The organism is Vibrio sp. 1167 (assembly GCF_033340375.1).
In the GTDB taxonomy this organism is placed as follows: Bacteria; Pseudomonadota; Gammaproteobacteria; order Enterobacterales; family Vibrionaceae; genus Vibrio; species Vibrio alginolyticus.
This window is the reverse complement of record NZ_JAWOWK010000001.1, coordinates 151,146-176,432: the sequence shown is the minus strand read 5'-3', so window position 1 is coordinate 176,432 and position 25,287 is coordinate 151,146. Positions and strand designations below refer to the sequence as shown.

Here is a 25,287-nt window from a genome sequence, read left to right as displayed (position 1 = left end):
AATAGAGCGCCTTTTAACTTCATTCGGTATTACTCACTTACAGTCTGTTCTGTTTGTGCTGCTGGTTGTTCAGCGAATACCTGGGTTGGCTTTGCAACTAAACTGCGGTTTTCTTGGTTTACGTCCGTAAGGACAATTTCCAATGTATCCCCAAGTTTGTATACGACCTCTTTATCGATAGAGATGGTACCGTTGTCGCCATTGCACTCAATTCTTTCTTTATTATCAAGAATTAGTGCACCAGGAATAAAGGCTGCTGCGCCATTTTCGAGAAGTCGGACACGTGCGCCTGCACGATTAATATCGAAAATCTCACCTGTGAAACAAGTTTTCTTACTCGGCTCATCAGCAAGCGTGCGTGCATATAGCCAATCTGAGACATTTCGCTCAGCGATTTTATGATGTTTACGATGTAGAGCTAGCTCTTCGCCTACTTGGTCATCTGGTTTTTGTACGGGTTCTTTACCAAGGATGACGGCCTTCAACATACGGTGGTTGACCATATCACCGTATTTACGAATTGGTGATGTCCAAGTTGCATAGATGTCTAAACCCATTGCGTAATGAGGCAGAGGCTGATTACCCACCTCACTGTATGCTTGGAACTTACGAATGCGGTTATCTAGATAAGACGTTTCTTGAGCTGCCAACCAGCGGCGCAACGCAGCAAAGCCTTCTAGCGTAGCAATAGACTCCGCTGTGAACTCCAACTGGCCTTCTGGATTGACAAGTTGAACCACTTCTTCAATCTTCTCGTTCTTGATACCTGCATGCGTATTGAAGACACCTGTTTCAAATTTATCGCGTAATGTACGACCTGCACAGATGTTTGCGGTAATCATGGATTCTTCAACAAGACGGTTTGCACTGCGGCGCATGTCTGCGTGGATAGCGATTACATCGTTATCTTCACTGAGCTCAAAACGGTAGTCAGGACGATCAGGGAAGACCACTGCGTTTTTCTCACGCCATTCAGCGCGAGCAAGAGAGAACTCATAAAGATCACGAACGATGGTCGCGATCTCTTCAGATGGCTGCCATGCTTCAGAGCTGCCGTTTTCTAACCAATCAGACACGTGATCGTATGCTAGGCGTGCATGTGATTTGATGTTTGCCGCGAAGAATTTAATATCGTCGCCAATCACACCATCTTTACTTACCGTTACGGTACAGCAAATAGCAGGGCGGGTTTCACCTTCAATCAGAGAACATAGGTTGTCCGCTAAATCACGAGGTAACATCGGGATGTTGCGGCCTGGAAGATAAATAGTATAGCCACGCTCACGCGCTACTTTATCCATTTCATCTTCAGGTGTGATGTAGGCGGTTGGGTCCGCAATAGCGATGGTGAGTTCGAAATCGCCAGATACGGTTTTCTTCGCGTACAGCGCATCGTCCATATCTTTAGTCGATTCACCGTCGATAGTGACGAATGGAACATGAGTCATGTCTACGCGTTCTAGCTCCGCGTCGTCTTTCAGTTCCCAGTTATCGATGCCTGCTGGCTCAGAGTTTGGTAGATCGTTTTGAGCAAGCGTTACCCACCAAGGCGCAATTTTATCATTCGCGTCAGTGATTTTTTCAGAAATTTCTACGAAGAAAGAGTTATCGCCTTTTAGAGGGTGGCGAATAAGATGTGCGACAACCCAATCACCTTCGGCGAACTCGTCAGGTTTTAGACCTTTCTTTAGTTTCGCTTTAAGAGATAGCTTTTTAAGCTGTGGGTGATCAGGTGCTACGTTGAGCTTGCCTTTGAACATTTTTACTCGACCAATAAAGCGAGTCACGGCTTGTTCCAGCAGCTCTTGTGGCTCTGCAACTTCGCGTTCATTTTCGGTGCGGATAATGGCGATGACTTTGTCACCGTGCATGCACTTTTTCATGTACGCAGGCGGGATGAAGAAGCTCGTCTTACTGTCCACTTCCAAAAAGCCAAAGCCTTTATCTGTGGCTTTTATTGAGCCTTCTTTTTTAGGCAGGTTTTCTTGGATTTGCTGCTTAAGCTGAGCGAGTAGTGGGTTATCTTGAAACATCTTTTCTTAAATTACCTATGGAGTTGGGCACACTATAATCATTGCGAGCTATTATTACTACCTGTGGAGCGTAATTTCGCCGTGAATTTTGCCAATTTAACCACGAGAAATTGGCTTAAATATTGATGAAATTCTCATCTGTGAGTTACGCGAATCTACGGGGAATGGTAGGGTTGGTGGAAAAATATGCTAAAAATACCATTGTTGAGAATAAATTGTGATGTAATTCAATTTTTTCTGGATTTTTTTATGCTTTTAAGGAATAATCCGCCTCCCTTAGTCGTCCCTAATGGCTTATCGCGGTTGTGTACTGTGCTGTGTTCCCGTCTGAATGGAATCAGTATCTGGATGGATCAGTATCGAATTGGAAGAGCATATGGGACTGTTTTTTTGTTTAATTAAGTAGGATCCCAATGCAAGATTCTGTTATTCAATTCAGTGATTTATCTCTGAATGATTCTATCCTTTCTGCTCTAGACGGAATGGGTTTCGTGTCACCAACTCCAATTCAGGCTGCGGCAATCCCACACCTATTGGAAGGTGCTGACGCGCTGGGTAAAGCTCAAACAGGTACAGGTAAAACAGCAGCGTTCTCTCTGCCTCTTCTCAACAAACTCGATCTAAACCAACGCAAACCGCAAGCGATTGTACTTGCTCCGACTCGTGAGCTGGCAATTCAGGTTGCAGCGGAAATGAAAAACCTTGGTAAAAACATCAAAGGTTTGAAAGTTCTAGAGATTTACGGTGGCGCATCTATTGTCGACCAAATGCGTGCTCTTAAAAGTGGCGCTCATGTAGTTGTCGGTACTCCAGGCCGTGTTCAAGATCTTATCAATCGCGAACGTCTACACCTAGACGAAGTTAGTACTTTCGTTCTTGATGAAGCAGACGAAATGCTAAACATGGGTTTCGTAGATGACGTAACTGCGATCATGGAGCATGCTCCAGAGTCAGCACAACGCGTTCTGTTTTCTGCAACTATGCCTCCAATGCTGAAGAAGATCGTTGAACGTTTCCTTCGTGACCCTGTAACGGTTGACGTTGCTGGTAAAAACCACACTGTAGACAAAGTTCAACAACAGTTCTGGGTAGTGAAAGGTGTAGAGAAAGATGAAGCAATGTCTCGTCTTCTTGAAACTGAAGAAACTGACGCGTCAATCGTATTCGTACGTACTCGTCAAGATACTGAGCGTCTGGCTGACTGGCTATCTGCACGTGGCTTCAAAGCAGCTGCACTGCACGGTGACATTCCTCAGTCTCTACGTGAGCGTACTGTTGATCACATCAAACAAGGTGTTATTGACATCCTAGTTGCAACTGATGTTGTAGCTCGTGGTCTTGACGTTCCACGTATTACGCACGTATTCAACTACGACATCCCATTTGATGTTGAGTCATACATCCACCGTATCGGTCGTACTGGCCGTGCTGGACGTAAGGGTAAAGCGATCCTTCTAGTTCGCACTAACCAAATTCGTATGCTTCGCACTATCGAGCGTGTAACTAAGTCATCTATGGAAGAAATCCAACTTCCTCTACGTGACCAAGTTGCTGAAGCTCGTCTAGCTAAGCTAGGCGCTGAGCTTGAAGCAGAGAAAGAGCACAAAGCACTAGACAAATTTGCTGAGTTGGTAGAGAAACTACAAACTTCTCTAGACATCGACCCAGCAACACTTGCTGCTATGCTTCTTAAGCGTCAGCAAGGCAAACGTCCTCTGTTCTACATTGGCGAAGACCCAATGGTTGAAGCAATTGAGCGTGACAAGCAACGTCGTAAAGAGCGTCGTGAAGGTGGTCGCGATGGCGGTCGTAACTTCAACAACCAAGACTGGGATACTTACCAGCTTCAAGTTGGTCGTGAGCAAGGCGTTCAAGTTAAAGACATCGTTGGCGCTCTAGCAAACGAACTAGGTCTAGGTAAAGGTTCTATCGGTGCGATCAAGCTAGCTCAAGGCCACACATTCGTACAGCTACCTAAAGCAATGACTTCAGACGCGGCGAACAAGCTAAGCAAACTACGTATCCGTCAACAAGATGTTGGTGCTGTAGTATGTGATTTCGATGATTTCCGCGAGTCTCGTGGTGGTCGCCGTGACGGTGGTCGTCGCGAAGGTGGTCGTCGTGATGGCGGTGGTTACCGTGGCAACCGCGAAGGCGGCAATCGTGGTGGTGATCGTCGTGAAGGCGGTCGTCGCGAAGGTGGTTTCCGTGGTAACCGTGACGGCAACCGCGATGGTAATCGTGAAGGTGGCGAACGTCGTTTCGATCGCAACCGTGGTGGTGATCACCGTGGTGCACATCGTGGTGAACGTGGTCACGGTCGTGGCCGTCGTACAGACGCATAATCACGAGTGATTAAAGCGACGGTTTAAGTTGCTACAAAAAGAATTGAAAGCCGAGCAAAGCGCTCGGCTTTTTTATGCGCGTCTAATACGGTTTTGCTTTTCATCGTGTTTGTTTACCCAACTTATTACTTCGTCTAAGGGCAGGGCAGAACAAGTAACCCTGAATGATGTCACAGCCTCGACTTCTCAAAAAATGCAGTGTGTCCATGTCTTGAACGCCTTCTGCTACGACCGAATACCCTAATCCATGTGCTAGCGCAATCGTGTTCTCAACGATAGAGCGGGAGCCTTCAGTGCGGCTTGCTGTGAAAAGAAATTAACCAGCTTACCTTGAAACGTATTATCAATCTTTCGACGTTTTTGAGGTTATCTCATAATTTGAATCAGTCATTGGCCTTCAGGTTGTGTTATGTCTTCGATAGACTCAAAGTAGTATTTACGATAAGGGAGCCCAGTAAGAGCGTCATGGACGGCATTGCGCTTCTCTCTTTCAGCAACAGTATGAAGCTTTAATATCGAATCGTTGCTCCACTTAATCACCAGCACGACAAAGATACTGCCGCCAAAAAGTATAAGAGAAACCCCCGTTTCTAAGAGAGAAGTAATAGGTTTTTGCATGATAGCGTGCAAAAAAACGGCATAAGCAAAAATGAAACAGCTGATTAACAATAATAGGAAAGTCCACCCGGTTACGTCAGTTTTCGAGCAGATGTTTTTTGTCATCTGCCATCCCCAGCAGAGCAAAATCAAACCTAAGATCACTAATAGAAATGCAATAGTGGGCACATTATTACCCCGATTTATTGATTGGTTTGTTATTTTTGTTCACCCAATAAACAACGTAGCTTATATATCTGACTTTGTACAAATTGACCTATTCATAAATTATGTTTAACAAGTGATATTTTTTAGTCTTCAAATAAAATCAAAACTTGCTACAGATCAACAAAATTTGTTCAATCAAATCGCTTTTACTAAAAGATTGTTGAAAGATTAAAAAATTATTGAATAATAGAGGGGCAAACAAGAAGTACGCAGCGCACAAGCGCTATTACAACCTCTGCTCTACAACAGGATAACTATTTCATGTCTAATTCGTTTGTACTGGTGATCAACTCTGGTAGCTCTTCATTAAAATTTGCTGTTATTGATTCTGAAACCGGTGAAGCTTTGGTATCAGGTATTGGTGAGTGTTTTGGCCTACCTGAAGCTGAAATCAGTTGGAAATATCAGGGAGAAAAAACCGTTGAAGCAATTCCAGCTGGCGGTAACCATCATCAGTACGCTGTTGAGCGAGTGGTAAAACTACTCGAAACTCTAGGTTTGAGCTCAAAATTTGTCGCTGTAGGCCATCGCATTGTCGCAGGCGGTGAAACCTTTAAAGGAACTGTGAAAGTTGATGAAACAGTTATTCAAGAAGTAGAGCGCCTTGCTGAACTTGCACCACTTCATAACAAAGCGAACGCTGAAGGCATGAGAGCGGCAATGGCGGCGTTCCCTTCACTGCCTCAATTTGCTGTATTCGACACTGCTTTCCACCAAACAATGCCAGCCAAAGCCTTTATGTACGCACTTCCTTACGAGCTTTACGAAGAGCATAAAGTGCGTCGTTACGGTGCTCACGGTACAAGCCACTACTACGTAAGCCGTGAAGCAGCGAAAATGCTAGATAAGCCGGTTGAAGAAAGCAGCTTTATCACTGTGCACTTAGGTAACGGTGCATCAGTGAGTGCGGTTAAAAATGGCGAATGTGTTGATACAAGTATGGGTTTGACGCCGTTAGCTGGCCTAATGATGGGCACTCGCTGTGGTGACCTTGATCCAAGTGTTATCGAGTTCCTTTTCCGTAAAGGCTGGGAAAAAGACGAAGTGTTCGAGATGATGAACAAGAAGTCAGGTTTCTTAGGTGTATCTGGTGTGACAAGTGATGCTCGTGGCGTACTAGACGCAATGGAAGCGGGGAATTCACGTGCGAAGTTGGCATTTGAGATCTTCACTTACCGCGTTGCGAAATACATTACTTCCTACCTCGCGGCTCTGGATTCATTAGACGGCATCATCTTCACTGGTGGTATTGGTGAAAACTCACTACCAATTCGTCGTGAAATCTTGAAAAACCTAAAACTGTTAGGTTTTGTTGAAGATGAGAAAGGTAATGAAGATGCAAGATTTGGTAACGCAGGTGTTATTGCAACATCTGAGTTGTTAGGTGCCAAAGCTCTTGTTATTCCTACTAACGAGGAATTTGTGATAGCTAAACAATCGGTTGAGCTATTGTAATATATAACGAAAACAGAAAGTTAAAAGCGAGCCTCGTGCTCGCTTTTTTTATTTAAAGCAATTTGATAATCACTCTTTGGGTTTCAGAGCTTCGCGCTTTTCGATTAAAAAATCCATCAAGACGCGGATTTTTTTCGGCATATGCTCTCGTGAAGGTATATATAAATAAAACCCAGGAAACTCTTTGCACCAAGGTGTCAGGACTCGGGTCAATCTTCCCTCATTTATGTGCTTTTCCACCCATAAATCAATATGCTTCACTAAACCCACACCCTGTATTGCAGCTTGTAACATACTATAGTCATCATTAAAAATAGCATTGCCTTTAGGCTCGAAAACGAGGGTGCGCTTTGCAACATCTGGAGAGGTTAGCGACCAATGATCAATTGTTCCGCTAGAGGTAAAACGATAAGCAAGGCAATTGTGACCTTCTAAATCCTCAGGAGTTTGAGGTAGTCCATTTTGCCTAAAGTATTCAGGAGAGCCCACTATTGCCGTTGTTAACGGCGGAGTAATAGGGACCGCAACCATATGTTCATCTAAGCTTAATCCTAAGCGAATGCCAGCGTCAACGCCTTCTGCGACGATGTTAGAAAACCCATCATCCATGATTAGCTCTAGGCGTATTTTAGGATAACGAGAGAGGAACTCACCTAGATAGGGCTCAATAAGCAGCCGAGCAGCGGTTCTTGATACACTGATACGGATTAATCCCGAAGGCTCAAGATGAGAGTCGTTCAATTCGTTAACGACCTGCTCAATGTTCACCAATGAAGGTTGCAAAATATCAAGCAGACGTTGGCCTTCTTGAGTCAACGACATACTTCTAGTGGTTCTATTGATTAACCGAACTTGTAGCTGTTGCTCTAACGCTTTCAGGTGTTGTGATAAGGCAGCACGGGTTACCCCCATTTCTAAGGCCGCTTTAGTGAAACTGCGATGGCGAGCAATATGTGCAAACCACGTCAGTGATGAAATTAAAGAAGGTTCTATTCTCATTTGTTAAGTATAACTAAACAGTCATGTAGATAAAACGATATTTATCCGAAACAGTGTGTTGACTAATATTACATCGAAGCTTAGGTCAGCCTGAGATGAACAGTTAACCTCTAATGGAGAATGTCGCTATGTCTAAAGTCACTTTCAAAAATCTCAATGGTCAAGGTATTGAGATTTCAGCGGTTATCAACTTCCCTACAGATTTTGATGCAAGTAAACAATATGCGGCGGTTGTTGTTTCACACCCAGGTGGTGGCGTAAAAGAGCAAACCGCAGGCCTATATGCGAGTAAACTTGCAAAAAGCGGCATAATTGCCATTGCGTTTGACCGTTCGTATCAAGGTGAAAGTACAGGTGAGCCTCGCCAAATGGAAAACCCTTACACGAGTACTGAAGACGTGAGCGCAGTCGTCGACTATCTGACAACGTTAGAGTACGTCGATAACGATAAAATTGGCGCAATGGGGATTTGTGCTGGTGCGGGCTATAGTGCAAATGCAGCGATCAATGATCGTCGAATCAAAGCACTGGGTATGGTTAGTGCCGTAAACATTGGCCAAATGTTCCGTAATGGTTGGGATAATTCGGTTAACGATGCTGACGCTGTTGGTTACTTAGAATTTGGTTCGAATGCTCGCACAACCGACACGAATGGTACAGAATTCGCGACTATTCCTCTAGCTCCGATGCGTGAAGAAGATGCCTCAAATGCAGAGCTACGCGAAGCTTGGGAGTATTACCACACACCACGTTGTGAACATCCAAATGCGCCGGGTTTTGCTCTAACTCGTAACTTAAACCAGATCATTACTTACGATGCGTACCACAAAGCGGAAGCATTCCTAACTCAGCCAATTCTTGCTGTCGTTGGTAGTGACGCAGGCAGCAAATGGATGAGTGATGACCTGATAGAACGTGCTGCGAGTTCAGATAAAACCTTGTATGCCATTGATGGTGCAAACCATATGTCGCTTTATGATGTTGCCGAATACGTCGATGACGCAGTATCCCAACTCGCATCTTTCTTCCAACGCACTCTTTAATATTCCCGATGAAAGGCTCAATTGCTTCGAGCCTTTCTGCTCTCAAGGCTTTTTACTCTTAAGGTATTGATTATGAATATGCAAAAAATCACTTTTAGAAATGCTGATATGTCTTGGGATATGTCTGCATTAATTTTATTCCCAGAAGGCTTCAATGAATCGAAACGCTACCCAACAATGATAAGTGTTCATCCTTTTGGTAGTTGTAAAGAACAAACATCCAGCGCTGTCTATGGTAAAGCCCTTGCTGAGTTAGGTTACGTCGTGATCGCATTTGACGCGAGCTTCCAAGGAGAATCGGGAGGATTGCCTCGCTACGTAGAAGACCCAAGTCAACGTGTTGAAGATATCAGTCGCGTTATCGACTATGCAGTAACTTTACCATATGTCGATGAGAATAGAATTGGTGGACTCGGTATCTGCGGCGGTGGTGGTTACATGATCAATTCAGCCCTAACCGAAAAGCGCTTGAAAGCTGTCGTAGGTATTACGCCTGTTAACTTAGGCCGCTTGTTCCGTGAAGGCTTTAGTATGTACGACCCTATCGCCAATCTTGAAGCTATGGCTGCACAGAGAACAGCCGAAGCTCGCGGCTCAGAGCTGAAAATCGATGAACTTCTTCCTCCAAATATTGAATTTGCAAAAGAAAATGGATTAACAGAACGAGACGTGTTCGAAGCTACTGAATACTACAAAACATCACGTGGACAAACCGAAGGTGGTGCAACTCGTATGCTGTTTTCACATGCACAGAAAACACTGAGCTGGGATGCCTTTGCATTTGCCGAAACGTTATTGACTCAGCCTGTTATGGCCGTGGTAGGGCAAAAAGTCGGGGCGTTTGGTGCTTATCGTGATGGGCAGGAAATTTATGGCCGCTCTGTTCAATCAAAAGACCGACAGCTGGTTAATTTGGAAAATTGGTCTCACTATGAACTGTATGACCATCCAGAAGCAGTCGGCATTGCAATGGACAAGGTTTCTGCATTCCTTGAAACACACTTAAAATAATCTAATAAGTTAGAAGCGTTTTGTAGAGTTGCAAAGCGCTTATTTTTAACAGCGTAAGATGTAGTTCGAAGCGAGTAGGTCGGTAAATCTTCGTGCGAATAACCTCATCTACAGGCTATTGACTAAATACCACTGCCAAATACTGTTTAAGACAATGTACACTGAAACCTAATTAAAGGCGTTAGATAGGAATGAAGTTTAATTTATGCGCAAATCAGATAAGAAGGTCGAGAATCTAATTAGAGAAGTGTTGACCGAAGTTTGTGAAGATACGCTAAAAGGCTACGATGGCTTTCTTTGGGTGACTCATACCGTCAAATTCTCTTCTTTTCCACAAAGCTTAGAAATAGTCTGCGTCTTCGAAACGAAGCAAGATCGAGTTAACTTTTTTGAAGGAGAGGGCCGCCAGCATGTTTCCACAACTATTCAAAAGGCATTTAATAAGGCAGGAGTGCAACTAAAGAACGTCAGTAAGCAAATCAGTTACGATACAAAACAAAAGCATTAGCGCAGGCAGCAATGGTCCGTAATAAAATGGTGCTTGGCTACCTTGCTATAAAAATGCAAAGGGCACTGGATGGGCAATGAAGCTTCAGCTCACTTAGATATACATCGGTGTAACTATGAGTTATGGAGTTATGGATTGTGAATACGGTTGGTTTTCTAATGTTGCCTTAAGAGGCCATGATTAGTCGTTTACAATGAGTAAAGTACAAACGTCTGCATGGTGGATATCCGCAGAAAATTATTGAAAAGAAAGGCTCTAGCTGGAGCGGTCTATCATTTTCTTTGGGTTACCTCGACTATGAATAGCTTAATTGCTATGTTTCGCAAAATATATGGAGAATCTCCTGCGCGTTATTTTTCTAGATGCCGTGCAGAATAATGTGTTGACCGGCTGAGGGAAAAATGAAAACCAAAATAATAATGTCGTTTCTACTCGCTACATTGTGTGTCAGTGCCAGCGCCAGTACGAATGAGCCGAAATACCATTCTGCGCTAACAATCAAAACGGGATTCAGTGAAGACAGAGATAAGCCAGTAGAAGTCTATTATTGGTATCCCACAACGAACGAAAAAAACAATTTCACGTTTGGTAGGGGGAACATTTTTAAATCAGTCGAAACGCAGTTAGATGCCCCTTTAGCAAGTGGAAAATTTCCCGTTGTGCTTTTGTCGCAGGGCGGAACACGGTCAGCGTTTTCCCACAGTGGTTGGATAGCCTCGAGCCTGGCGCAACAAGGTTATGTCGTTGTGGTACCAAAGCCTCCTGCACCGAACGAAATCAATGCAGAAATGGCTGTTGATGAAATCACATTCAGAACCAGTGATTTGGTGCTTGGGCTGAACGAATTAAGTTCGGTCGGGATACTGTCCGGAGGCGCAGATACTGATGCAGTGCAGGGGGTCGGCTTTTTTCTGGGCGGCACATCTATGCTGATGCTCTCCGGAGCGCAAATAAGCCCGGAGAAATATCGAACATCGTGTCACAACGCCACCAATGTAGACTGTCATTGGTTACGTGAAAATAACGTTGATATTACCAGCATCCCGGATCAAAAATTTCCCCGATTTCAGTCTGAAAACAAACTGAAATCGGTCGTCGTTATCAACCCTGAGCTAACGAAAACTTTTGTCCCTGAAACTCTGGCCTTGATGAACAATGCTATCACCGTGGTGGCGCTCTCTGATCGGCTATATCCCGCACTGACACCAGCCGAATCACTTGTTGCTCTTCCCAATGTAACATTTCAAGAGATCCCCAGTGCGAGTCAGTTTAGTGCGTTCGCAGAATGTACTGAGCGTGGCATTAAAATTCTCGCATCAGAAGGGGAGGAAGCACTTTGCCAGGAGCGTGACGAGGTTTCCAGAAAGGACAATCATCAGCACATTTTGGATGTAATTCTGGCCAGGTTAACAAAGTCATAAGAGTGCAACAATGAGGAGCTTTCTTACACATTGTGTGCTTGGACCAGCAAAGCGAGGAGTAAGTTTTGTGCAGGCTTATCCCTCCACCATACTGCAAGACATACTAGTGACCGTATTATTTGCCTTAATTAAGTACTTGTCCCAGCATTTTAAAGCTTAGAAGAACACACAAAATACCAACGATTTTCTTAAGAACTTTATTTGGGAAATACGCTGCACAACGCACGCCGAGGCTAGTAGTTAAGTAGCTACTAATGGAGAAGCTGATCATTGCAGGAAGGTATATGTATCCTAAGACTAAGTTGTTCCAATCTGTATTTTCCCATCCGTTTAACATGTAACCGAGGCTTCCTGACAGCGCGATAGGGAAACCTATCGCAGCAGAGGTACCAATAGCACGTTTTACCTCAAAATTTTGCTGGACAAGATAGGGGATGATCAACCCCGCACCGCTTATAGAGACAAGTGCTGATACAGAGCCAATCACCGAGCCTACAGTGATATTACCGATAGCCCCATGTGGGTTAGGGTTGTACTCATTTTCAGTGTTGAGGAACATCTTATAAGCAACATACAACATGAATACGCTGAAAAAGCCTGCCAGATAGACGCCTCGTAGATACGATGCTACGAATGTGGCGCAAAATGTTCCGACTAGAACTCCGCTCAACATTTTTACTACCATTGTCGAGTCTACATTCTCTTTTTTGTAGTGAGCGCGCATGCTGCCCAATGTTGTAATAATCATCGAAGCCATTGATGTCCCCAACGCAAGATGCACTACTTCCGTATCAGCTATTCCCTGTAGTGAAAATAGAAACGCAAAAATAGGGACGGCCATTCCACCACCACCCACACCAACGAGTCCTGCGAGAAAGCCAATGCCCAAGCCTGCCGTAATGTAATAGATAATAAAGATAGGTTCGTTCATGATGGTTCTGCCTTCGATAAAATGGTCGTTGCTAAAATGTTACTCGAACGCTAACTTGCTATGGTAACGTTAAGAGGACAGAAAATAATGAATAATGGCCAAAATGGAATTGAGTAAATAAAGTGACAAACTCTGATTACAGCGAATGGAAAAATGGCGCCGCACTGATCGTTAAGGAGTGGCAGCATGAAAGGAGCGACTTCAACCATTTGGATCAACGGCCACATAATTGGCACAGTCATCATCGAGGCCAGTTACTGTGTATAGATGAAGGGCTAATTCAGGTCAAAACCGATGAAGGAACGTGGATACTACCACCTCACCGAGCTGGTTGGATCCCCCCGGGTTCGATGCACAGTGTTTATTTTTGTGGTTCTCTGAAAGGTCGTTCATTACTGTTTACTCCAGAGAGTTGTGAGCGGTTTCCAATGGGACCTTGTGTGATCCAACTGAGCGATGTGTTGAAAGCCCTATCGGTTAGAGCATCGATATGGAGCAAAACAGACGATCTATCCATACAGTCTTTACGTATTCTTGCCGTAATATCCGATGAAATCGTCAATAGCCCTCATGAGTCACTCCACATCCCACTGCCCAGAGATCCGAGACTGCAAAAAGTTACTCAAGCAATTTTAATAGACCCAAACAGCAAACATTCTGTGGAGCATTGGGCCAATATTGGGGCAGTCTCATCTCGGACGTTAAGACGATTGATTCGAAGTGAGTTAAACATGAGTTTTAGTGAATGGCGGCAACAAGTACTGCTAATACATTCATTAGAAATGATAGCTCGAGGGGAATCGGTGGGAGATATTGCACATGCTTTAGGTTATTCGACGCCCAGTAACTTTATTGCGATGTTTCGTCGGGTCTATGGCGATTCACCCACGCGTTACTTTTCTAATCGCGGAATATAATTTCCGTGCTCGCATGCTCATGATGTTCCCCTAATTATCTTTAATCAAAAAAGGTAAATATTGAAAAGATTAATTGTTATGTTATAACATTTCCTTGTTTGGGGCTCTACAATTTGTTGTTTAAAGAATTGATCTCACAACCAGTAGTCTCCTATTGAGAGAGAGTAAACGTTGATTTCTTCACAAGCGCTGTCTGACTTGACTCTACATGGGGTGGGACTGTGTCAATATGTCCGTGAACTAGAGCGAAATCGTAACGATTACTAGGTCTCATAGCCCTAGAAAATCAACGTTATTAAAACCTTTACCTGACCTTTTTAACGCTTGGGAGGAAGATATATGAGCATTGATGTAGTTGAGAACCCGCTTCGTGTCCAAACAACATCATCGTTGGCGATATCGACATCAGCGAACATACTTAGCGACATCTACAAACCAGAGCACAATATTGCCATATGGCAGCGAACGCTCTCGAAAGAGTTGACGAAGGACATTAATCTGATGCTGGCTCAGGAGCCTAGATTGGCACTGGTACAAAGTGTCACGCCAGATGATGCTGCACAATGGGTACGAAGCAAGTTAGAGGGCTATGCGTGTGCTGATGCGCTGAGTGAAGATGTTGCTTTAATCGTCGATATGTTCTGCTGTTTGTTTGAGGTTAAAGAAGCAGGTTTGAGACTAACTCGCCTAGACAGCCCGATGTGCCCGAAATTTCACTTTGATCGTGTGCCTTGCAGACTTGTCATAACTTATACCGGCCGAGCGACCGAATGGTTAACCAACGATACCATTGATCGCACTAAACTCGGTGCCGGTAGTCTTGGTCAACCTGATCACCTATCGGGCTTATACGACTCTGAAAGTGCCATACGACGAATGCAGCCTGGCGATGTTGCCCTGCTCAAAGGAAGTGGTTGGGAAGGCAATGAAGCCACTGGACTTATACATCGCTCTCCACATGTTGCAGATAATGAACGTCGCTTACTACTCACATTGGATTTCATCTAGAGATATGAGAAAGCTCAAAACGGTAGATGACGTCATGAAGCAGGTAGAGAAAATCTGCCTGCTGCGAGGTAAACAACTCACTACTAAACGGAAATTGATACTGACTTCACTGCTATATGCGGAGAAGCCGCTTTCTGCCTACGAACTAGTTGACTACTGCAATCACAACTTTTCTCAAAACATTCAAGCGATGTCGGTTTATCGAATACTCGATTTCCTTGAAGCAGAGCACTTTGTCCATAAGCTCAATACATCTAGTAAATACGTCGTTTGTTCTCAAATCGCGTGCGATCAGAAGCATGGCGTTCCACAGTTTTTGATTTGCTCTCAGTGTGGAAAGGTTAGTGAAATAGCGGTTGAAGCCAATGTTATTTCTAGCGTATGTGCGAAAGCCATACAAGAAGGCTTCACCGTTCTTAGCCCACAATTTGAGATTTCCTGTGTTTGCGATGAATGCGCAAACCGCCCCCTATGAGGCAGACACACGATCTCCCCTTATAGCTTCACAAGGTGACCGAGTATTGGCCACCTTTTCAAATTATCTAAAAGAATGAATTATGTCAGCAACATTGATTAAAAACGCTCGGGTGGTTAACGAAGGAGCCATTACCGAAACAGATTTACGTATTGTTGATCAACGAATTGACAAGATTGCTACTAATATATCCGTACAACACGGAGATATTGTAATTGATGCTAAAGGGGCTTATTTACTGCCAGGCATGATTGACGATCAAGTGCATTTCCGAGAACCTGGGTTGACACATAAAGGCACAATTGCAAGCGAGTCGCGGGCAGCGGTAGCCGGCGGTATTACAAGCTACATGGAAATGCCCAATGTTAGTCCGGCTACAACGACTATTGACTCGTTAGAGCGCAAGTTCGCTCTCGCTAAAGAAAGCTCGTTTGCGAATTATTCTTTCTACCTCGGTGCAACCGAAGACAATCTTGAACAGATTAAACAACTTAACCCCAAACAACATTGTGGTGTGAAAGTATTTATGGGGGCATCAACAGGAAATTTGTTAGTCGAAGATCCGCAAGCGTTAGAGTCAATTTTTCGTGACTCTCCAGTACTCATTGTTACTCATTGTGAAAGTGGGACTGTTATTAAACAAAACCAGCAAAAGCAAAGGCTTAAGAAGCCAGGTTTCACTATCGAAGACCATCCCATTTTGCGTGACGAAGAGGCCTGTTACGCTTCATCTTCTTATGCGGTAGAACTTGCCAAAAAGTATCACAGCCAACTGCATGTGCTGCACATCACAACGGCGAAGGAGCTAGCACTTTTTGACGAGGGAGACATTCGAGACAAATCAATCACCGCGGAGGCTTGTGTTCACCATCTTTGGTTCAGCAACAAAGATTATGGCGCTCTTGGTAACTTGATCAAATGTAATCCTTCAATCAAGTTTCCTAGTGACCGCGATGCGTTGTTAAAAGCGTTAAATACGGGGCAAATAGATATCATTGCAACAGACCACGCTCCTCACACTTGGCAAGAAAAACAAGTGCCTTACGAGCAGGCTCCAGCCGGACTGCCGTTAGTTCAGCATGCGTTACTTACTCTCTTCGAGCATGTCCGTTTAGGTCATATGAGTTTGACTCAAGTAGTCGAAAAAACTGCGCACAACCCGGCCATTCGCTATGGCATTCAAGGCCGAGGTTTTATCCGTGAAGGTTACTACGCCGATTTGGTGTTGGTTGATGCTCATACCCCAACACGAGTTAGCAACGAAAACAGTTTATATCATTGTGGTTGGTCGCCTTTTGCTGGACATGAATTTTCAGCTCAAATTCAAAAGACTTGGGTCAATGGCGCGCTAGTTTATGACAATAACAAAGTCATCGATAAACCAGCTGGAGCGATGCGTTTATCCTTCAATCGTTAAGTCGCTGACCGTAAAAAAAGAGCCATAAACAAACTGGAAGCATTATGTTAAGAAGAAACCCAACGGGCCATATGCCACAGGTGTCCTCAACAGCCTTTATCGATCCAACCGCTATTATCTGTGGCAAAGTCATTATTGAGGATAACGTTTTTATTGGACCCTATGCTGTTATTCGAGCTGACGAAGTTAATAACCATGGAGACATGGAAGCTATCGTCATCAAACGTGACACCAATATCCAAGATGGTGTCGTAATTCACTCTAAGGCAGGGGCTGCGGTGACCATTGGTGAGCGCTCATCCATTGCTCATCGTTCGATTATTCATGGTCCTTGCCAGGTTTGTGATGATGTTTTCATTGGCTTCAACTCCGTCGTGTTCAATAGCGTCATCGGTGAGAGGTGTGTTATTCGTCATAACTGTGTCGTCGATGGCCTCGATTTACCCGCTTATTTCCATGTACCACCGATGACCAATATTGGTGTCGGTTTTGATTTAGAGAGTATCTCTAAAGTGCCGCCAGAATATTCAGCTTTTTCCGAATCCGTCGTTTCTGCCAACCATGAACTAGTCCAAGGCTACCGGAGAATTGCCAATGAACTTTAATAAGCCACTGATTTCGCGAGTGCCGACTAACATCATCACTGGCTTTCTCGGGGTGGGGAAAACATCGGCAATAATGCACTTATTGACCCATAAACCGAGTCATGAACGTTGGGCTGTATTGGTCAATGAATTTGGCGAAGTTGGTATTGATGGCAGCTTGTTACAAGGCCAAAAAAAACAACAAGACCAAGTGTTTATTCGAGAGGTCCCCGGGGGATGTATGTGCTGTGCAGCAGGTCTTCCGATGCAAATCGCCTTAAATCAATTATTGTCTGAAGCAAGGCCAGATCGATTGTTGATTGAACCTACAGGCCTTGGTCATCCTAAAGAAGTACTGCAAGTGCTATCGACCGAGTATTATCGTCAAATTCTCGCTTTGCAAAAAAACATTACTTTAGTCGATGCACGTAAACTATCGGATCCTAAGTACACTGAGCATGAAACGTTTAACCAGCAAATCACTATCGCAGATACAGTGGTAGGTAATAAGCGCGATCTCTATCAAGATGAAGATGAGCAAAAGCTGACGGCTTATATAGCAAAGCTCGGTCTGCGGGAAACAAAAGTGATTTTCGCTGAACATGGCGCTATCCCTTTTCATGAATGTGAGGGAGCGACTCGTATTGACGTGCAAAAAACGCCCTCTGTTCTTTATCGTGAAAGAGAGAAAAAGTCACTTGTTCCTGAGTTGCCTATGCCTGAGAGCGGCATTCTAAAAGCAACCAATCAGGGGGAAGGTTTCTACAGTATCGGTTGGCGTATATCCGCTGAAAACGTGTTCGATCATCAAAAGCTGAGATTATTGCTGCTCGACCTCAAGGTCGAACGAATGAAAGCGGTTTTTATCACGGGAAGCGGTATTTTTGGTTACAATCTAACATCAGATGGACTCACAGAGTTTGAACTAGACGAGTGTTCAGAAAGCCGCCTAGAACTGATCTCTTCCGGTCTAGATGACCAATTTGAAGATAGATTATTTCGATGTTTGGAGAAGGCATCATGATAGAAAAGAGAAAACTCTCCTTTTAACCATAATGTCTTACCTCCTTAAAATTCTAGTGGGGTTTCTTTTAAAGCTGCGCTTAGGGCACTTATGCTGCCGTATTAGGGTGGGGTTAGTACCCGTATTTTCTGCCTATGCGGTTCAGGCACAGTTTTATTCATGGGGTGAGGTATCCACGTTACACGTGGCCTAATTACTTGCTTTAAGTTACACGGAAGAAACACGTCTTTTTTTAGCGAGGGCCATTGCTATATTTGCGGTACTGTAGGCGCTCTCATTGATAAAGTGCGGGTAAATTTCCCCTTTGCCATTCCAATGGATATCATAACCAGCGAAAGTCGCTAATAAAGGTGCTCCTGGTTTGACCACCTCAAAATCTCTGCCACAAATAGTAGGGTGTACTAGTGCTTGCCGCATACCCTCTTGATCAAGTGGAACCCTGATTTCTTCGGTGTAAAAAAACGCCTCATAATCGCTCAGTAAGCCTATTTGGTTGAGGTTGTGCTTTTCAACATAGTCCAATACTGCGGTAAGCATCTGTTTCATCAACTCCAACGTACTGTACTCTAGCGCACCATGTGCTTGCGCCCCGACCTCAATCATTATTCCATATTGCCCAGCAGTACAAAGGTAAGGTTGCTCTTGCCATTCTTTTCGCTCTTCGAAAAGGACATGTGCTGATGGCATTCGTTGTTTGACGTACGCGCCCAGTTTCCGATAAAACACATCGTTAGAAAGCAAAATCAACGTCGCTCCCATATTGCTTGTTGTATTGTGCAGGTCAACAATCAACAGTTTTTCTTGGTTTGCATATTTCTCGATAAATTGATGTGCAATCTTGCTTTCATGCAAATCAGGACAATGATTGCTATTCATTGCTGAGAACTCGCGATTTAAGTCTGTATCGATGTATCGGACGTTGTGTTTTGCTGCTTCGGAGTTTGCGATGATCGAGCAGGCTGAAAAGGTTGATCTATTGACAGAGTAACGTTTTTCTTTGATTAGTTTATGTAAATAAATACCAGAAAGTTCGTTTCCGTGTGTTCCTGCAACGATAAGTGCTGAATTGAATGTGTTCATTATTGAGCCTTCTCAAAGAGAATGGGTTGAATGACTGGTCTTCTCTTAGCCAATCCAGTGAACTGAATAAACGTTTACTAAACTGAGTAAAAACAATCCTAGATATGTTATAACATAACAATCGTTGTTATTGATACTTAGTTTCTCATGAGTCAGTTTAAATTTATTGCTTTAATCGTTGCTGTGTTTTGTTTTTCGGTCGCTTTGCTTCTACCTACAGAGGATGAGCCAAATCAAGATAGTCACAGCACTCAACTGAATCAAAGCAGTGATTCGTCACCACCTCCATCATCAAAGATAGTGGTTCCCTCAGATAGCAGTTTGACTCCGTTGCCTAAACCTAAACAAATACACTACATAGTTAAAGTGGGAGATACGCTCAGTGGTATCTTCGCTCAATTGGGTCTCCCTTACGGTATTTTGCAGCAAATTCTCTCAGTTGATCTTGATCACCTCCAGCTAGATATGATTAAGCCCGGAGAAGAGCTTGAATTAGTGATGGATGACATGGGGCAATTGAGTCGACTAATTTATCATATGAGCCTTGTAGAGAAGGCTATCTACACTAGAGAAAACGATGGCTCCTTCTCTTACGAATTTCAGGAAATTTCAGGGGAATGGCGTGAAACCTTATTTTCGGGAGAAATCAAAGGGAGTTTTTCAGTCTCGGCACATCGAGTAGGATTGGCATCAGGCCACGTCGCAAATATTACGCAGGTGATGAAAGATAAGATTGATTTTGCGCGATCTCTTAGAGCCGGTGACCGTTTCGATATATTAGTGAAACAGCAATATTTAGGTGAATACAAAACTGGCAATAGTGAGATTAAGGCTATTTCTTTTAACTTAGCGAAGGGCGAAGTCGCTGCATTTCTAGCCGAGGATGGACGGTTCTATGATAGAGCTGGTAACAGTTTGGAGCGAGCGTTTAACCGTTATCCTGTCGATAGGGCATACCGCCGAATCACCTCTGGGTTTAACCCTAAGCGTAAACACCCAGTGACGGGAAGAGTCACCCCGCATAACGGAACGGATTTCGCGACACCAATCGGTGCGCCAGTTTATTCTACTGGGGATGGAAAAGTAATTGCGGTCCGCAAGCACCCTTATGCCGGTAATTATTTAGTGATTGAACATAACAGTGTGTACAAAACTCGTTACCTACACTTGAATAAAATCTTGGTTAAAAAAGGTCAAGTTATAAAGCGTGGGCAAAAAATAGCCCTCTCTGGGAATACTGGTCGTTCAACCGGACCACATTTACATTTTGAAGTTTTAGTTCGTAATCGTCCGGTTGATGCAATGAAAGCCGACTTACCTATCGCGAAGTCGCTTCCTAACATCCAGAAACCTTCATTTTTGGCGCGAGTATCAGAGTTTGATTATCTAGTAGAAACGAAAAACTGAGTCCCGACAATTTGTTAGGGCTCAGTTATGCTATTTTGTGTTATGAGGTTGGAGCAATAGGTGAGTCTCAATATGTGTTCCTAGAAGAATAATGACTGCGATTTTTTCTTTTACGTGCGTCCACATCCGCAACATCGGACGCTTTGCAACAACCTCCGCCTTTGATCGGCCTACGTGAAAACATCACACCAATCGCGAGCATCGCAATACAACTTAGGAAAATAAGAACGGTAAGAACTAAAGTCATAACACCACCTCCTATAAATCGCTGTATTGTCATCTTTCTCCAATTTTATAAACAAAGCAATGGTCGTTTTGTAACCACTTATTATTTTTATCAATAGTCAGACCTTTGCTGGTGGTGAAACATGATGAGAAACGAAGGTAAGTTCTGAAAAATCAGTCTCTGTGGTCTTTACCGATTCTTAAGCTTTGGGTCTAAGACAGCAATTGGATTCCTTCTATAACTCATCAAATTGTTATGTTATAACATGTGTTTATTCAGAGTTTGTAGGTCAAAGGTATGCCATCAATTCCAGTCACTATTTTGCATGGGTTTCTCGGGTCAGGGAAAACCACGTTTTTACGCAACATTCTTCAACAAGCCGATTCTTCTGGTATTGATCTTTCCGTTATTGTGAATGACATGAGTGAGTTAGACGTTGATGGCGTGCTTATCTTAAATACCGATGCGGTGAGTGAAGAGCAGGGCAACTTTGTCACGATCAGTGGAGACAGCATCAGCAGCCCGAGTGGTGTAAGGCAGGTCGATAAAGCCCTTAAAAAGCTCTGCTTAGAAAAATCGCCAGAATGGATTGTGATTGAAACGTCGGGCAGTAGTCATCCTTTGCCTTTGGTTGAGTATTTCAAAAACAGTGCACAATTCGCACTCAAAGACGTGATTACGTTGGTGGATGCAACTTGGTTGCGAGATGACTATCGACAAGGTTCTGCCTTAATTCCGAAATGGCAGGAGAACGTGCAGCAAGGTGTTCGCGGCGTTGAAAACTTGTTGGTAGAGCAAATCATGTTCTCAAACCGTGTCATGCTCACCAAGACGGACAAAGTGGATGACAATACGGTTCGCAACATCGCGCAGGCGATTCATCCGCTTAATGTTTACACCGAGATAATCAAAACGTCATGGGGAAACTTAGATATCCGCATGTTGAAAGGTGAGCAAGACTACAATTTCTTCCTCGTTGAGCAGTTAATCGCAGAACTTCGTGAGACGGTGAATCAGCCGTTGAATCTCTCTGATAAAGACGAACAAAGCCTTGTCGCCAAAGTGCTCAAAGATGATCGACCTTTTCATCCTGCGCGTTTGTGGAATACCTGCCACCAGTATTTAACTAAAGGTGTGTTCCGCAGTAAGGGGTTCTTTTGGTTTCCAACTCGAGACGATGTTTCACTGCTTTGGAGCCAAGCGAACGGCAATGTGGGACTTGAAATTACTGGCTTTTGGCGCGCTTCGGTAATCAATGACGAATCGCAGAACTTCACTGAGGAACATCGTCAAATCCTGCAAGATAAGATAGACAGTGTTGAAAGCCGCTTTGGTGATCGTCGTTGTCGCTTAACGGTGATTGGGCAAGAAAACGAAGTTGATGTGTTTATTGATGCGCTGGAAAACTGCTTTTTAACGGATGCGGAACTGGAGCAATGGCAACAAGGGGCAACATTTGAAGATCCTTGGCCAAAGAAAATAGCTAAGTTGAGCCAGAAGAAGACGCTTTGAATGCACTGGTGAGGATTCCCTCGCTACATGTTTGAATCTTGGGTTGTTTCGAGAACGGACTTACTGAATTGGCTCGGTATACCAAAATTGGCTCTGTGTAACGAAAAAGCCTCCCGAATGGTGGGAGGCTTTTTTGTCTCTCAGTGGTTTACTGTTCCCATTCAGGGAAAGGGTCTTCCAGAGATAACCAATAGTCGAGTCCTTGCTCCATCTCATCTTCTGTTAACAAGCATTCGTTAAGACGAGCAATCAATTTCTCTTGCTCTAATCTCTGACCAATAAACACCAATTCTTGTCGCATATCGCCATAAGGTTCTTGCCAAATGTCGTTTATAGCATCGAGGTAATCTTGATCCGTCGGCCATTCCTCCTTCGGAATCGCTTTCCAAAACATACCCGCAACACCATAACGTGCGATGCCTCCCGCTTGGCTCCATTGGCCGACAAACTCTGGTCTTGTTGCTAGCCAAAAGTAACCTTTGGAACGAATCAGTTTGCCGTAATCTTTCGCATTGTGGAGGAAGTCGTAAAACTTCTCTGGATGGAAAGGGCGTCTCGCATGATAAGCAAAGCTGGAAATGCCGTATTCTTCGGTTTCAGGTATGTGCTCGCCTCGCATTTCCTTCAACCAACCTGGGGCTTGTTGTGCCTTTTCAAAACTGAAGCTTTGTGTGTCGAGTACCGCATCAAGTTCTACTTCACCATTCGAGATAGGAAGAATAGTGGCGGATGTATTGAGAGTTTTAAGAATAGCAAGAAGCCTTTCGATTTCTGATTTCTTAGCGAGGTCGGTTTTACTTATCAAGATAACGTCAGCGAACTCTACTTGATCAACGAGTAAGTCGGCGACGCTGCGTTCATCGTCTTCACCTAAGGATTCGGCTGTCTCTGTTAAGAACTTAGCTTCATCGTAATCACGCAGAAAGTTAATCGTATCAACTACTGTAACCATGGTGTCTAAACGTGCAACGTCTGAAAGTGAGAGCCCGTTTTCATCGGCAAAAGTAAAAGTCTCTGCAACGGGGAGTGGCTCGGCGATGCCAGTGGACTCGATAACTAAGTAATCGAATCTGCCTTCTTGCGCGAGTTTAGTGACTTCTTCAAGCAGATCTTCACGCAGGGTACAACAGATGCAGCCGTTACTCATTTCAACCAACTTTTCTTCACTGTGGTTGAGAGAAACTTCATTCTGAACAGTTGCCGCATCGATGTTGACTTCGCTCATGTCGTTGACGATGACCGCGACTTTTCTGCCTTGTCTATTGTTAAGAATATGACTTAAAACGGTTGTTTTTCCTGCGCCTAGAAAGCCGGATAAAACCGTAACAGGGAGTTTCTGGGTGTTCATGCTCATGCTCTTTATAGTGTAATGTTATAATGTAACAATTAATATAGTCGGTGATCTTAACTCTGGCATCAAGCAGTTTGTTACTGTGTCGAGTACTGCACCTTATTGGCGGCTTTATTTGTCGTTTAGTTGCACAGGTTCAGATGTCCGGAATTTAGAGATCGAACTCTTATCTCGGTGTGGAGGTTCTATGAACGAAGAGAAAAAGCATGTCATGACAGAAGAAGAAATTCTTGCAGCGCCCGAGGCGGATTATATGAATGAAGCTCAGCTCGCGTTTTTTGAAAACCGATTATTTGAGCTTTATGAATTGACGTTAGCGCATATTGAACGCGCGAAAGAAGAGATGATTGCGCCAATGGAATTCAGTGACGAAAGCGATAGGGCGTCCAGTGAGGAGCAATCTGCAATCGCATTAAGAATCATAGATAGAGAGCAAAAGCTGTTACCTAAGATTCAACAATCGTTGGCTCGCTTGCGCGCAGGGGAGTATGGCTATTGTTTAGAGTCCGGAGAACCTATCGGCATTCCAAGGTTATTGGCACGACCTACTGCTGAATATAGTGCAGAAGTAAAAGCTCAAATGGAGTCAAAAGAGCACTGGTATAAACACTAAAGCCTCACTATCTTATGACGTCGATATTCTTCTCGTTCACTTGTTTTTTTGATGTTCTCTGAGAAGTCTAAAGCGATGGCGACTACCGTTAGGTATGGTAGTCATTACCTTTGAGATATTAATAGTTATCGATAGGATAGAAGTAAGTTCTGTATTGTAAATAACGCACCATTTTTGTTTTTCTGAATGAGCTCTCGCTATGTTAGCGTCAAACATTTTCTCTGCTACTTCAAGCTGATCTTCTATCCTTAAAGCTAAATTAGTACTGGAGAAAGTAGCATGATTGACTTTGTGGCAACTTTTATCTTTTTCTTTGCTGTCATCGATCCCATAGGTACTGTGCCCGTTTTTATCGCAGCCACAAAAAGCTATGAAGAAGTGGCAAAGCGTAAGGTCGCTCTGTTTGCGACTCTATTCTCCGCTGCTATCCTACTGTTTTTTGTTGTTGCTGGTGAAATCATACTTACAGCAATGCGTATTCCCTTGTCTGCGTTTCAAATCTCGGGCGGTATCGTATTGTTCTTGTTTGCTTTGACTATGATATTTGGTGAGAGTAAACCAGCAGAAGAAATCAGAACGCTCAATAGTCATCATGATACAGCAGTTTTTCCTCTAGCCATTCCATCAATTGCTAGCCCTGGCGCAATATTAGCCGCCGTTTTACTCACAGAGAACGTGCGGTTTAATATTTGGGAGCAAGTCCAGACCGTGGCTATGATGCTGCTGGTACTATTGGTTGTTTATATCTTGCTATTAATGGCCAGCGGCATACACAGGATTATTGGGAATACAGGAGCTAGTGCTGTAAGTCGGATCATGGGGTTGATATTAGCCGCTGTGGCCACGACCAACACTCTGAATGGGATTGAAAGTTACTTTGACCTTTAAGGCTGTTTCGCAAACTGAGCTGAAGGAGTTGAAAGTAAAATGCATAGATGTTGAGGGTATATATCAGATGGGGGAACTGGAGCAACACTTGCCCCCATTGAGCTGTGCCAATACTCAAAGATTAGCTGCTAGAAAACAATATCGATAATTTCTCCGCTTAGGCACTACTCTATAATCTTGTAGTCTCGCAGTATATAGAGCCTAGCATGGAGGA

General features: G+C 43.9%; 22 protein-coding genes and 1 pseudogene. 16 read left to right on the top strand and 7 right to left on the bottom strand.

The genetic code is table 11. The annotated features are described in order from the left end of the window. Nucleotides 1-29: 29 nt before the first annotated feature. Nucleotides 30-2,033, bottom strand: coding sequence for an exoribonuclease II (gene rnb / locus R7Z78_RS00805; RefSeq protein WP_104976536.1), 2,004 nt, complete (start codon nucleotides 2,031-2,033; stop codon nucleotides 30-32). A gap of 413 nt (nucleotides 2,034-2,446) precedes the next feature. Here rnb and R7Z78_RS00800 point away from each other — a divergent pair, with 413 nt between their 5' ends. Next, the gene (locus tag R7Z78_RS00800) at nucleotides 2,447-4,378 is read left to right on the top strand and encodes a DEAD/DEAH box helicase (protein ID WP_104976537.1); all 1,932 of its coding nucleotides are present in this window, start codon (nucleotides 2,447-2,449) and stop codon (nucleotides 4,376-4,378) included. Nucleotides 4,379-4,450: 72 nt separating this feature from the next. On the opposite strand, the pseudogene R7Z78_RS24995 reads toward R7Z78_RS00800, so the two are convergent. Together R7Z78_RS24995 and R7Z78_RS24990 are read right to left on the bottom strand one after the other, a co-directional pair. Beyond that, a pseudogene (locus tag R7Z78_RS24995) lies at nucleotides 4,451-4,694 on the bottom strand (EAL domain-containing protein); the annotation flags it as partial. A 71-nt stretch (nucleotides 4,695-4,765) separates the two neighbouring features. Beyond that, nucleotides 4,766-5,101 (bottom strand): GGDEF domain-containing protein, encoded by a 336-nt coding sequence (locus R7Z78_RS24990; protein ID WP_225452550.1) that lies wholly within the window; start codon nucleotides 5,099-5,101, stop codon nucleotides 4,766-4,768. A gap of 363 nt (nucleotides 5,102-5,464) precedes the next feature. Here R7Z78_RS24990 and R7Z78_RS00790 point away from each other — a divergent pair, with 363 nt between their 5' ends. After that, entirely contained in the window at nucleotides 5,465-6,658 is a 1,194-nt protein-coding gene (locus tag R7Z78_RS00790; protein WP_053307807.1) for an acetate/propionate family kinase, read from the top strand. 69 nt (nucleotides 6,659-6,727) lie between these two features. On the opposite strand, the gene R7Z78_RS00785 is transcribed toward R7Z78_RS00790, so the two are convergent. Continuing rightward, entirely contained in the window at nucleotides 6,728-7,657 is a 930-nt protein-coding gene (locus R7Z78_RS00785) for a LysR family transcriptional regulator (protein WP_104976538.1), read from the bottom strand. A 128-nt stretch (nucleotides 7,658-7,785) separates the two neighbouring features. On the opposite strand from R7Z78_RS00785, the gene R7Z78_RS00780 reads away from it, so the two are divergent. From R7Z78_RS00780 to R7Z78_RS00765, 4 genes are all read left to right on the top strand, one after another. After that, a complete protein-coding gene (locus tag R7Z78_RS00780; protein ID WP_017821078.1) occupies nucleotides 7,786-8,700 on the top strand; it encodes an alpha/beta hydrolase in 915 nt (304 codons plus the stop codon). 72 nt (nucleotides 8,701-8,772) lie between these two features. Next, entirely contained in the window at nucleotides 8,773-9,711 is a 939-nt protein-coding gene (locus R7Z78_RS00775) for an alpha/beta hydrolase (RefSeq protein WP_017635745.1), read from the top strand. Between the two features lie 205 nt (nucleotides 9,712-9,916). Next, entirely contained in the window at nucleotides 9,917-10,219 is a 303-nt protein-coding gene (locus tag R7Z78_RS00770) for a Fis family transcriptional regulator (RefSeq protein ID WP_104976539.1), read from the top strand. Between the two features lie 401 nt (nucleotides 10,220-10,620). Continuing rightward, nucleotides 10,621-11,640: an alpha/beta hydrolase family protein gene (locus R7Z78_RS00765; RefSeq protein WP_104976540.1), complete on the top strand. Its 1,020-nt coding sequence runs from the start codon at nucleotides 10,621-10,623 to the stop codon at nucleotides 11,638-11,640. A 124-nt stretch (nucleotides 11,641-11,764) separates the two neighbouring features. On the opposite strand, the gene R7Z78_RS00760 is transcribed toward R7Z78_RS00765, so the two are convergent. Then, nucleotides 11,765-12,571 (bottom strand): sulfite exporter TauE/SafE family protein, encoded by an 807-nt coding sequence (locus R7Z78_RS00760; protein WP_053307804.1) that lies wholly within the window; start codon nucleotides 12,569-12,571, stop codon nucleotides 11,765-11,767. A gap of 122 nt (nucleotides 12,572-12,693) precedes the next feature. Between R7Z78_RS00760 and R7Z78_RS00755 the strand changes: the two genes are divergently transcribed. The 6 genes from R7Z78_RS00755 to R7Z78_RS00730 all read left to right on the top strand — a co-directional run bounded on the left by R7Z78_RS00755 (nucleotide 12,694) and on the right by R7Z78_RS00730 (nucleotide 17,996). After that, nucleotides 12,694-13,488, top strand: a complete 795-nt coding sequence (locus R7Z78_RS00755) for an AraC family transcriptional regulator (protein ID WP_104976541.1) — start codon at nucleotides 12,694-12,696, stop codon at nucleotides 13,486-13,488. A 339-nt stretch (nucleotides 13,489-13,827) separates the two neighbouring features. Beyond that, nucleotides 13,828-14,496 carry a DUF1826 domain-containing protein gene (locus R7Z78_RS00750; protein WP_025767648.1) on the top strand — a complete coding sequence of 223 codons (669 nt, stop codon included), beginning with the start codon at nucleotides 13,828-13,830 and terminating at the stop codon, nucleotides 14,494-14,496. Between the two features lie 4 nt (nucleotides 14,497-14,500). After that, on the top strand, nucleotides 14,501-14,971 hold the full coding sequence (locus tag R7Z78_RS00745; protein ID WP_017635740.1) for a Fur family transcriptional regulator: 471 nt from the start codon (nucleotides 14,501-14,503) through the stop codon (nucleotides 14,969-14,971). Between the two features lie 82 nt (nucleotides 14,972-15,053). After that, a complete protein-coding gene (locus tag R7Z78_RS00740) occupies nucleotides 15,054-16,388 on the top strand; it encodes a dihydroorotase (RefSeq protein WP_054576793.1) in 1,335 nt (444 codons plus the stop codon). 44 nt (nucleotides 16,389-16,432) lie between these two features. Beyond that, the gene (locus tag R7Z78_RS00735) at nucleotides 16,433-16,993 is read left to right on the top strand and encodes a carbonate dehydratase (RefSeq protein ID WP_017821071.1); all 561 of its coding nucleotides are present in this window, start codon (nucleotides 16,433-16,435) and stop codon (nucleotides 16,991-16,993) included. Beyond that, nucleotides 16,983-17,996, top strand: a complete 1,014-nt coding sequence (locus tag R7Z78_RS00730) for a CobW family GTP-binding protein (RefSeq protein WP_021707804.1) — start codon at nucleotides 16,983-16,985, stop codon at nucleotides 17,994-17,996. Before R7Z78_RS00735 ends, R7Z78_RS00730 begins: the two co-directional genes overlap by 11 nt. A gap of 207 nt (nucleotides 17,997-18,203) precedes the next feature. Here the strand turns inward: R7Z78_RS00730 and R7Z78_RS00725 are convergent, their stop codons facing one another. Continuing rightward, on the bottom strand, nucleotides 18,204-19,076 hold the full coding sequence (locus tag R7Z78_RS00725) for an aspartoacylase (RefSeq protein ID WP_104976542.1): 873 nt from the start codon (nucleotides 19,074-19,076) through the stop codon (nucleotides 18,204-18,206). A gap of 147 nt (nucleotides 19,077-19,223) precedes the next feature. Between R7Z78_RS00725 and R7Z78_RS00720 the strand changes: the two genes are divergently transcribed. Then, entirely contained in the window at nucleotides 19,224-20,483 is a 1,260-nt protein-coding gene (locus tag R7Z78_RS00720; RefSeq protein WP_005375721.1) for a peptidoglycan DD-metalloendopeptidase family protein, read from the top strand. A 523-nt stretch (nucleotides 20,484-21,006) separates the two neighbouring features. Further along, on the top strand, nucleotides 21,007-22,221 hold the full coding sequence (locus R7Z78_RS00710) for a CobW family GTP-binding protein (RefSeq protein ID WP_104976543.1): 1,215 nt from the start codon (nucleotides 21,007-21,009) through the stop codon (nucleotides 22,219-22,221). A 148-nt stretch (nucleotides 22,222-22,369) separates the two neighbouring features. On the opposite strand, the gene zigA is transcribed toward R7Z78_RS00710, so the two are convergent. Then, nucleotides 22,370-23,569 carry a zinc metallochaperone GTPase ZigA gene (gene zigA, locus R7Z78_RS00705; RefSeq protein WP_104976544.1) on the bottom strand — a complete coding sequence of 400 codons (1,200 nt, stop codon included), beginning with the start codon at nucleotides 23,567-23,569 and terminating at the stop codon, nucleotides 22,370-22,372. A gap of 190 nt (nucleotides 23,570-23,759) precedes the next feature. Here zigA and R7Z78_RS00700 point away from each other — a divergent pair, with 190 nt between their 5' ends. Both R7Z78_RS00700 and R7Z78_RS00695 read left to right on the top strand, forming a co-directional pair. Continuing rightward, nucleotides 23,760-24,185: a TraR/DksA C4-type zinc finger protein gene (locus tag R7Z78_RS00700; RefSeq protein ID WP_104976545.1), complete on the top strand. Its 426-nt coding sequence runs from the start codon at nucleotides 23,760-23,762 to the stop codon at nucleotides 24,183-24,185. A gap of 279 nt (nucleotides 24,186-24,464) precedes the next feature. Next, entirely contained in the window at nucleotides 24,465-25,073 is a 609-nt protein-coding gene (locus R7Z78_RS00695; RefSeq protein ID WP_017635732.1) for a MarC family protein, read from the top strand. Nucleotides 25,074-25,287: the final 214 nt, after the last annotated feature.

Excerpts from the sequence above, each read along its gene's own strand:
- R7Z78_RS00745 (WP_017635740.1), top strand. The coding sequence starts at position 14,501 with ATGAGAAAGCTCAAAACGGTAGATGACGTCATGAAGCAGGTAGAGAAA.
- R7Z78_RS00800 (WP_104976537.1), top strand. The coding sequence starts at position 2,447 with ATGCAAGATTCTGTTATTCAATTCAGTGATTTATCTCTGAATGATTCT.
- R7Z78_RS00730 (WP_021707804.1), top strand. The coding sequence starts at position 16,983 with ATGAACTTTAATAAGCCACTGATTTCGCGAGTGCCGACTAACATCATC.
- R7Z78_RS00760 (WP_053307804.1), bottom strand. The coding sequence starts at position 12,571 with ATGAACGAACCTATCTTTATTATCTATTACATTACGGCAGGCTTGGGC.
- R7Z78_RS00750 (WP_025767648.1), top strand. The coding sequence starts at position 13,828 with ATGAGCATTGATGTAGTTGAGAACCCGCTTCGTGTCCAAACAACATCA.
- R7Z78_RS00770 (WP_104976539.1), top strand. The coding sequence starts at position 9,917 with ATGCGCAAATCAGATAAGAAGGTCGAGAATCTAATTAGAGAAGTGTTG.
- R7Z78_RS00735 (WP_017821071.1), top strand. The coding sequence starts at position 16,433 with ATGTTAAGAAGAAACCCAACGGGCCATATGCCACAGGTGTCCTCAACA.
- R7Z78_RS00695 (WP_017635732.1), top strand. The coding sequence starts at position 24,465 with ATGATTGACTTTGTGGCAACTTTTATCTTTTTCTTTGCTGTCATCGAT.
- R7Z78_RS00790 (WP_053307807.1), top strand. The coding sequence starts at position 5,465 with ATGTCTAATTCGTTTGTACTGGTGATCAACTCTGGTAGCTCTTCATTA.
- zigA (WP_104976544.1), bottom strand. The coding sequence starts at position 23,569 with ATGAACACCCAGAAACTCCCTGTTACGGTTTTATCCGGCTTTCTAGGC.
- R7Z78_RS00765 (WP_104976540.1), top strand. The coding sequence starts at position 10,621 with ATGAAAACCAAAATAATAATGTCGTTTCTACTCGCTACATTGTGTGTC.
- R7Z78_RS00780 (WP_017821078.1), top strand. The coding sequence starts at position 7,786 with ATGTCTAAAGTCACTTTCAAAAATCTCAATGGTCAAGGTATTGAGATT.
- R7Z78_RS00720 (WP_005375721.1), top strand. The coding sequence starts at position 19,224 with ATGAGTCAGTTTAAATTTATTGCTTTAATCGTTGCTGTGTTTTGTTTT.
- R7Z78_RS00775 (WP_017635745.1), top strand. The coding sequence starts at position 8,773 with ATGAATATGCAAAAAATCACTTTTAGAAATGCTGATATGTCTTGGGAT.
- rnb (WP_104976536.1), bottom strand. The coding sequence starts at position 2,033 with ATGTTTCAAGATAACCCACTACTCGCTCAGCTTAAGCAGCAAATCCAA.
- R7Z78_RS24990 (WP_225452550.1), bottom strand. The coding sequence starts at position 5,101 with ATGACAAAAAACATCTGCTCGAAAACTGACGTAACCGGGTGGACTTTC.
- R7Z78_RS00725 (WP_104976542.1), bottom strand. The coding sequence starts at position 19,076 with ATGAACACATTCAATTCAGCACTTATCGTTGCAGGAACACACGGAAAC.
- R7Z78_RS00700 (WP_104976545.1), top strand. The coding sequence starts at position 23,760 with ATGAACGAAGAGAAAAAGCATGTCATGACAGAAGAAGAAATTCTTGCA.
- R7Z78_RS00785 (WP_104976538.1), bottom strand. The coding sequence starts at position 7,657 with ATGAGAATAGAACCTTCTTTAATTTCATCACTGACGTGGTTTGCACAT.
- R7Z78_RS00740 (WP_054576793.1), top strand. The coding sequence starts at position 15,054 with ATGTCAGCAACATTGATTAAAAACGCTCGGGTGGTTAACGAAGGAGCC.
- R7Z78_RS00710 (WP_104976543.1), top strand. The coding sequence starts at position 21,007 with ATGCCATCAATTCCAGTCACTATTTTGCATGGGTTTCTCGGGTCAGGG.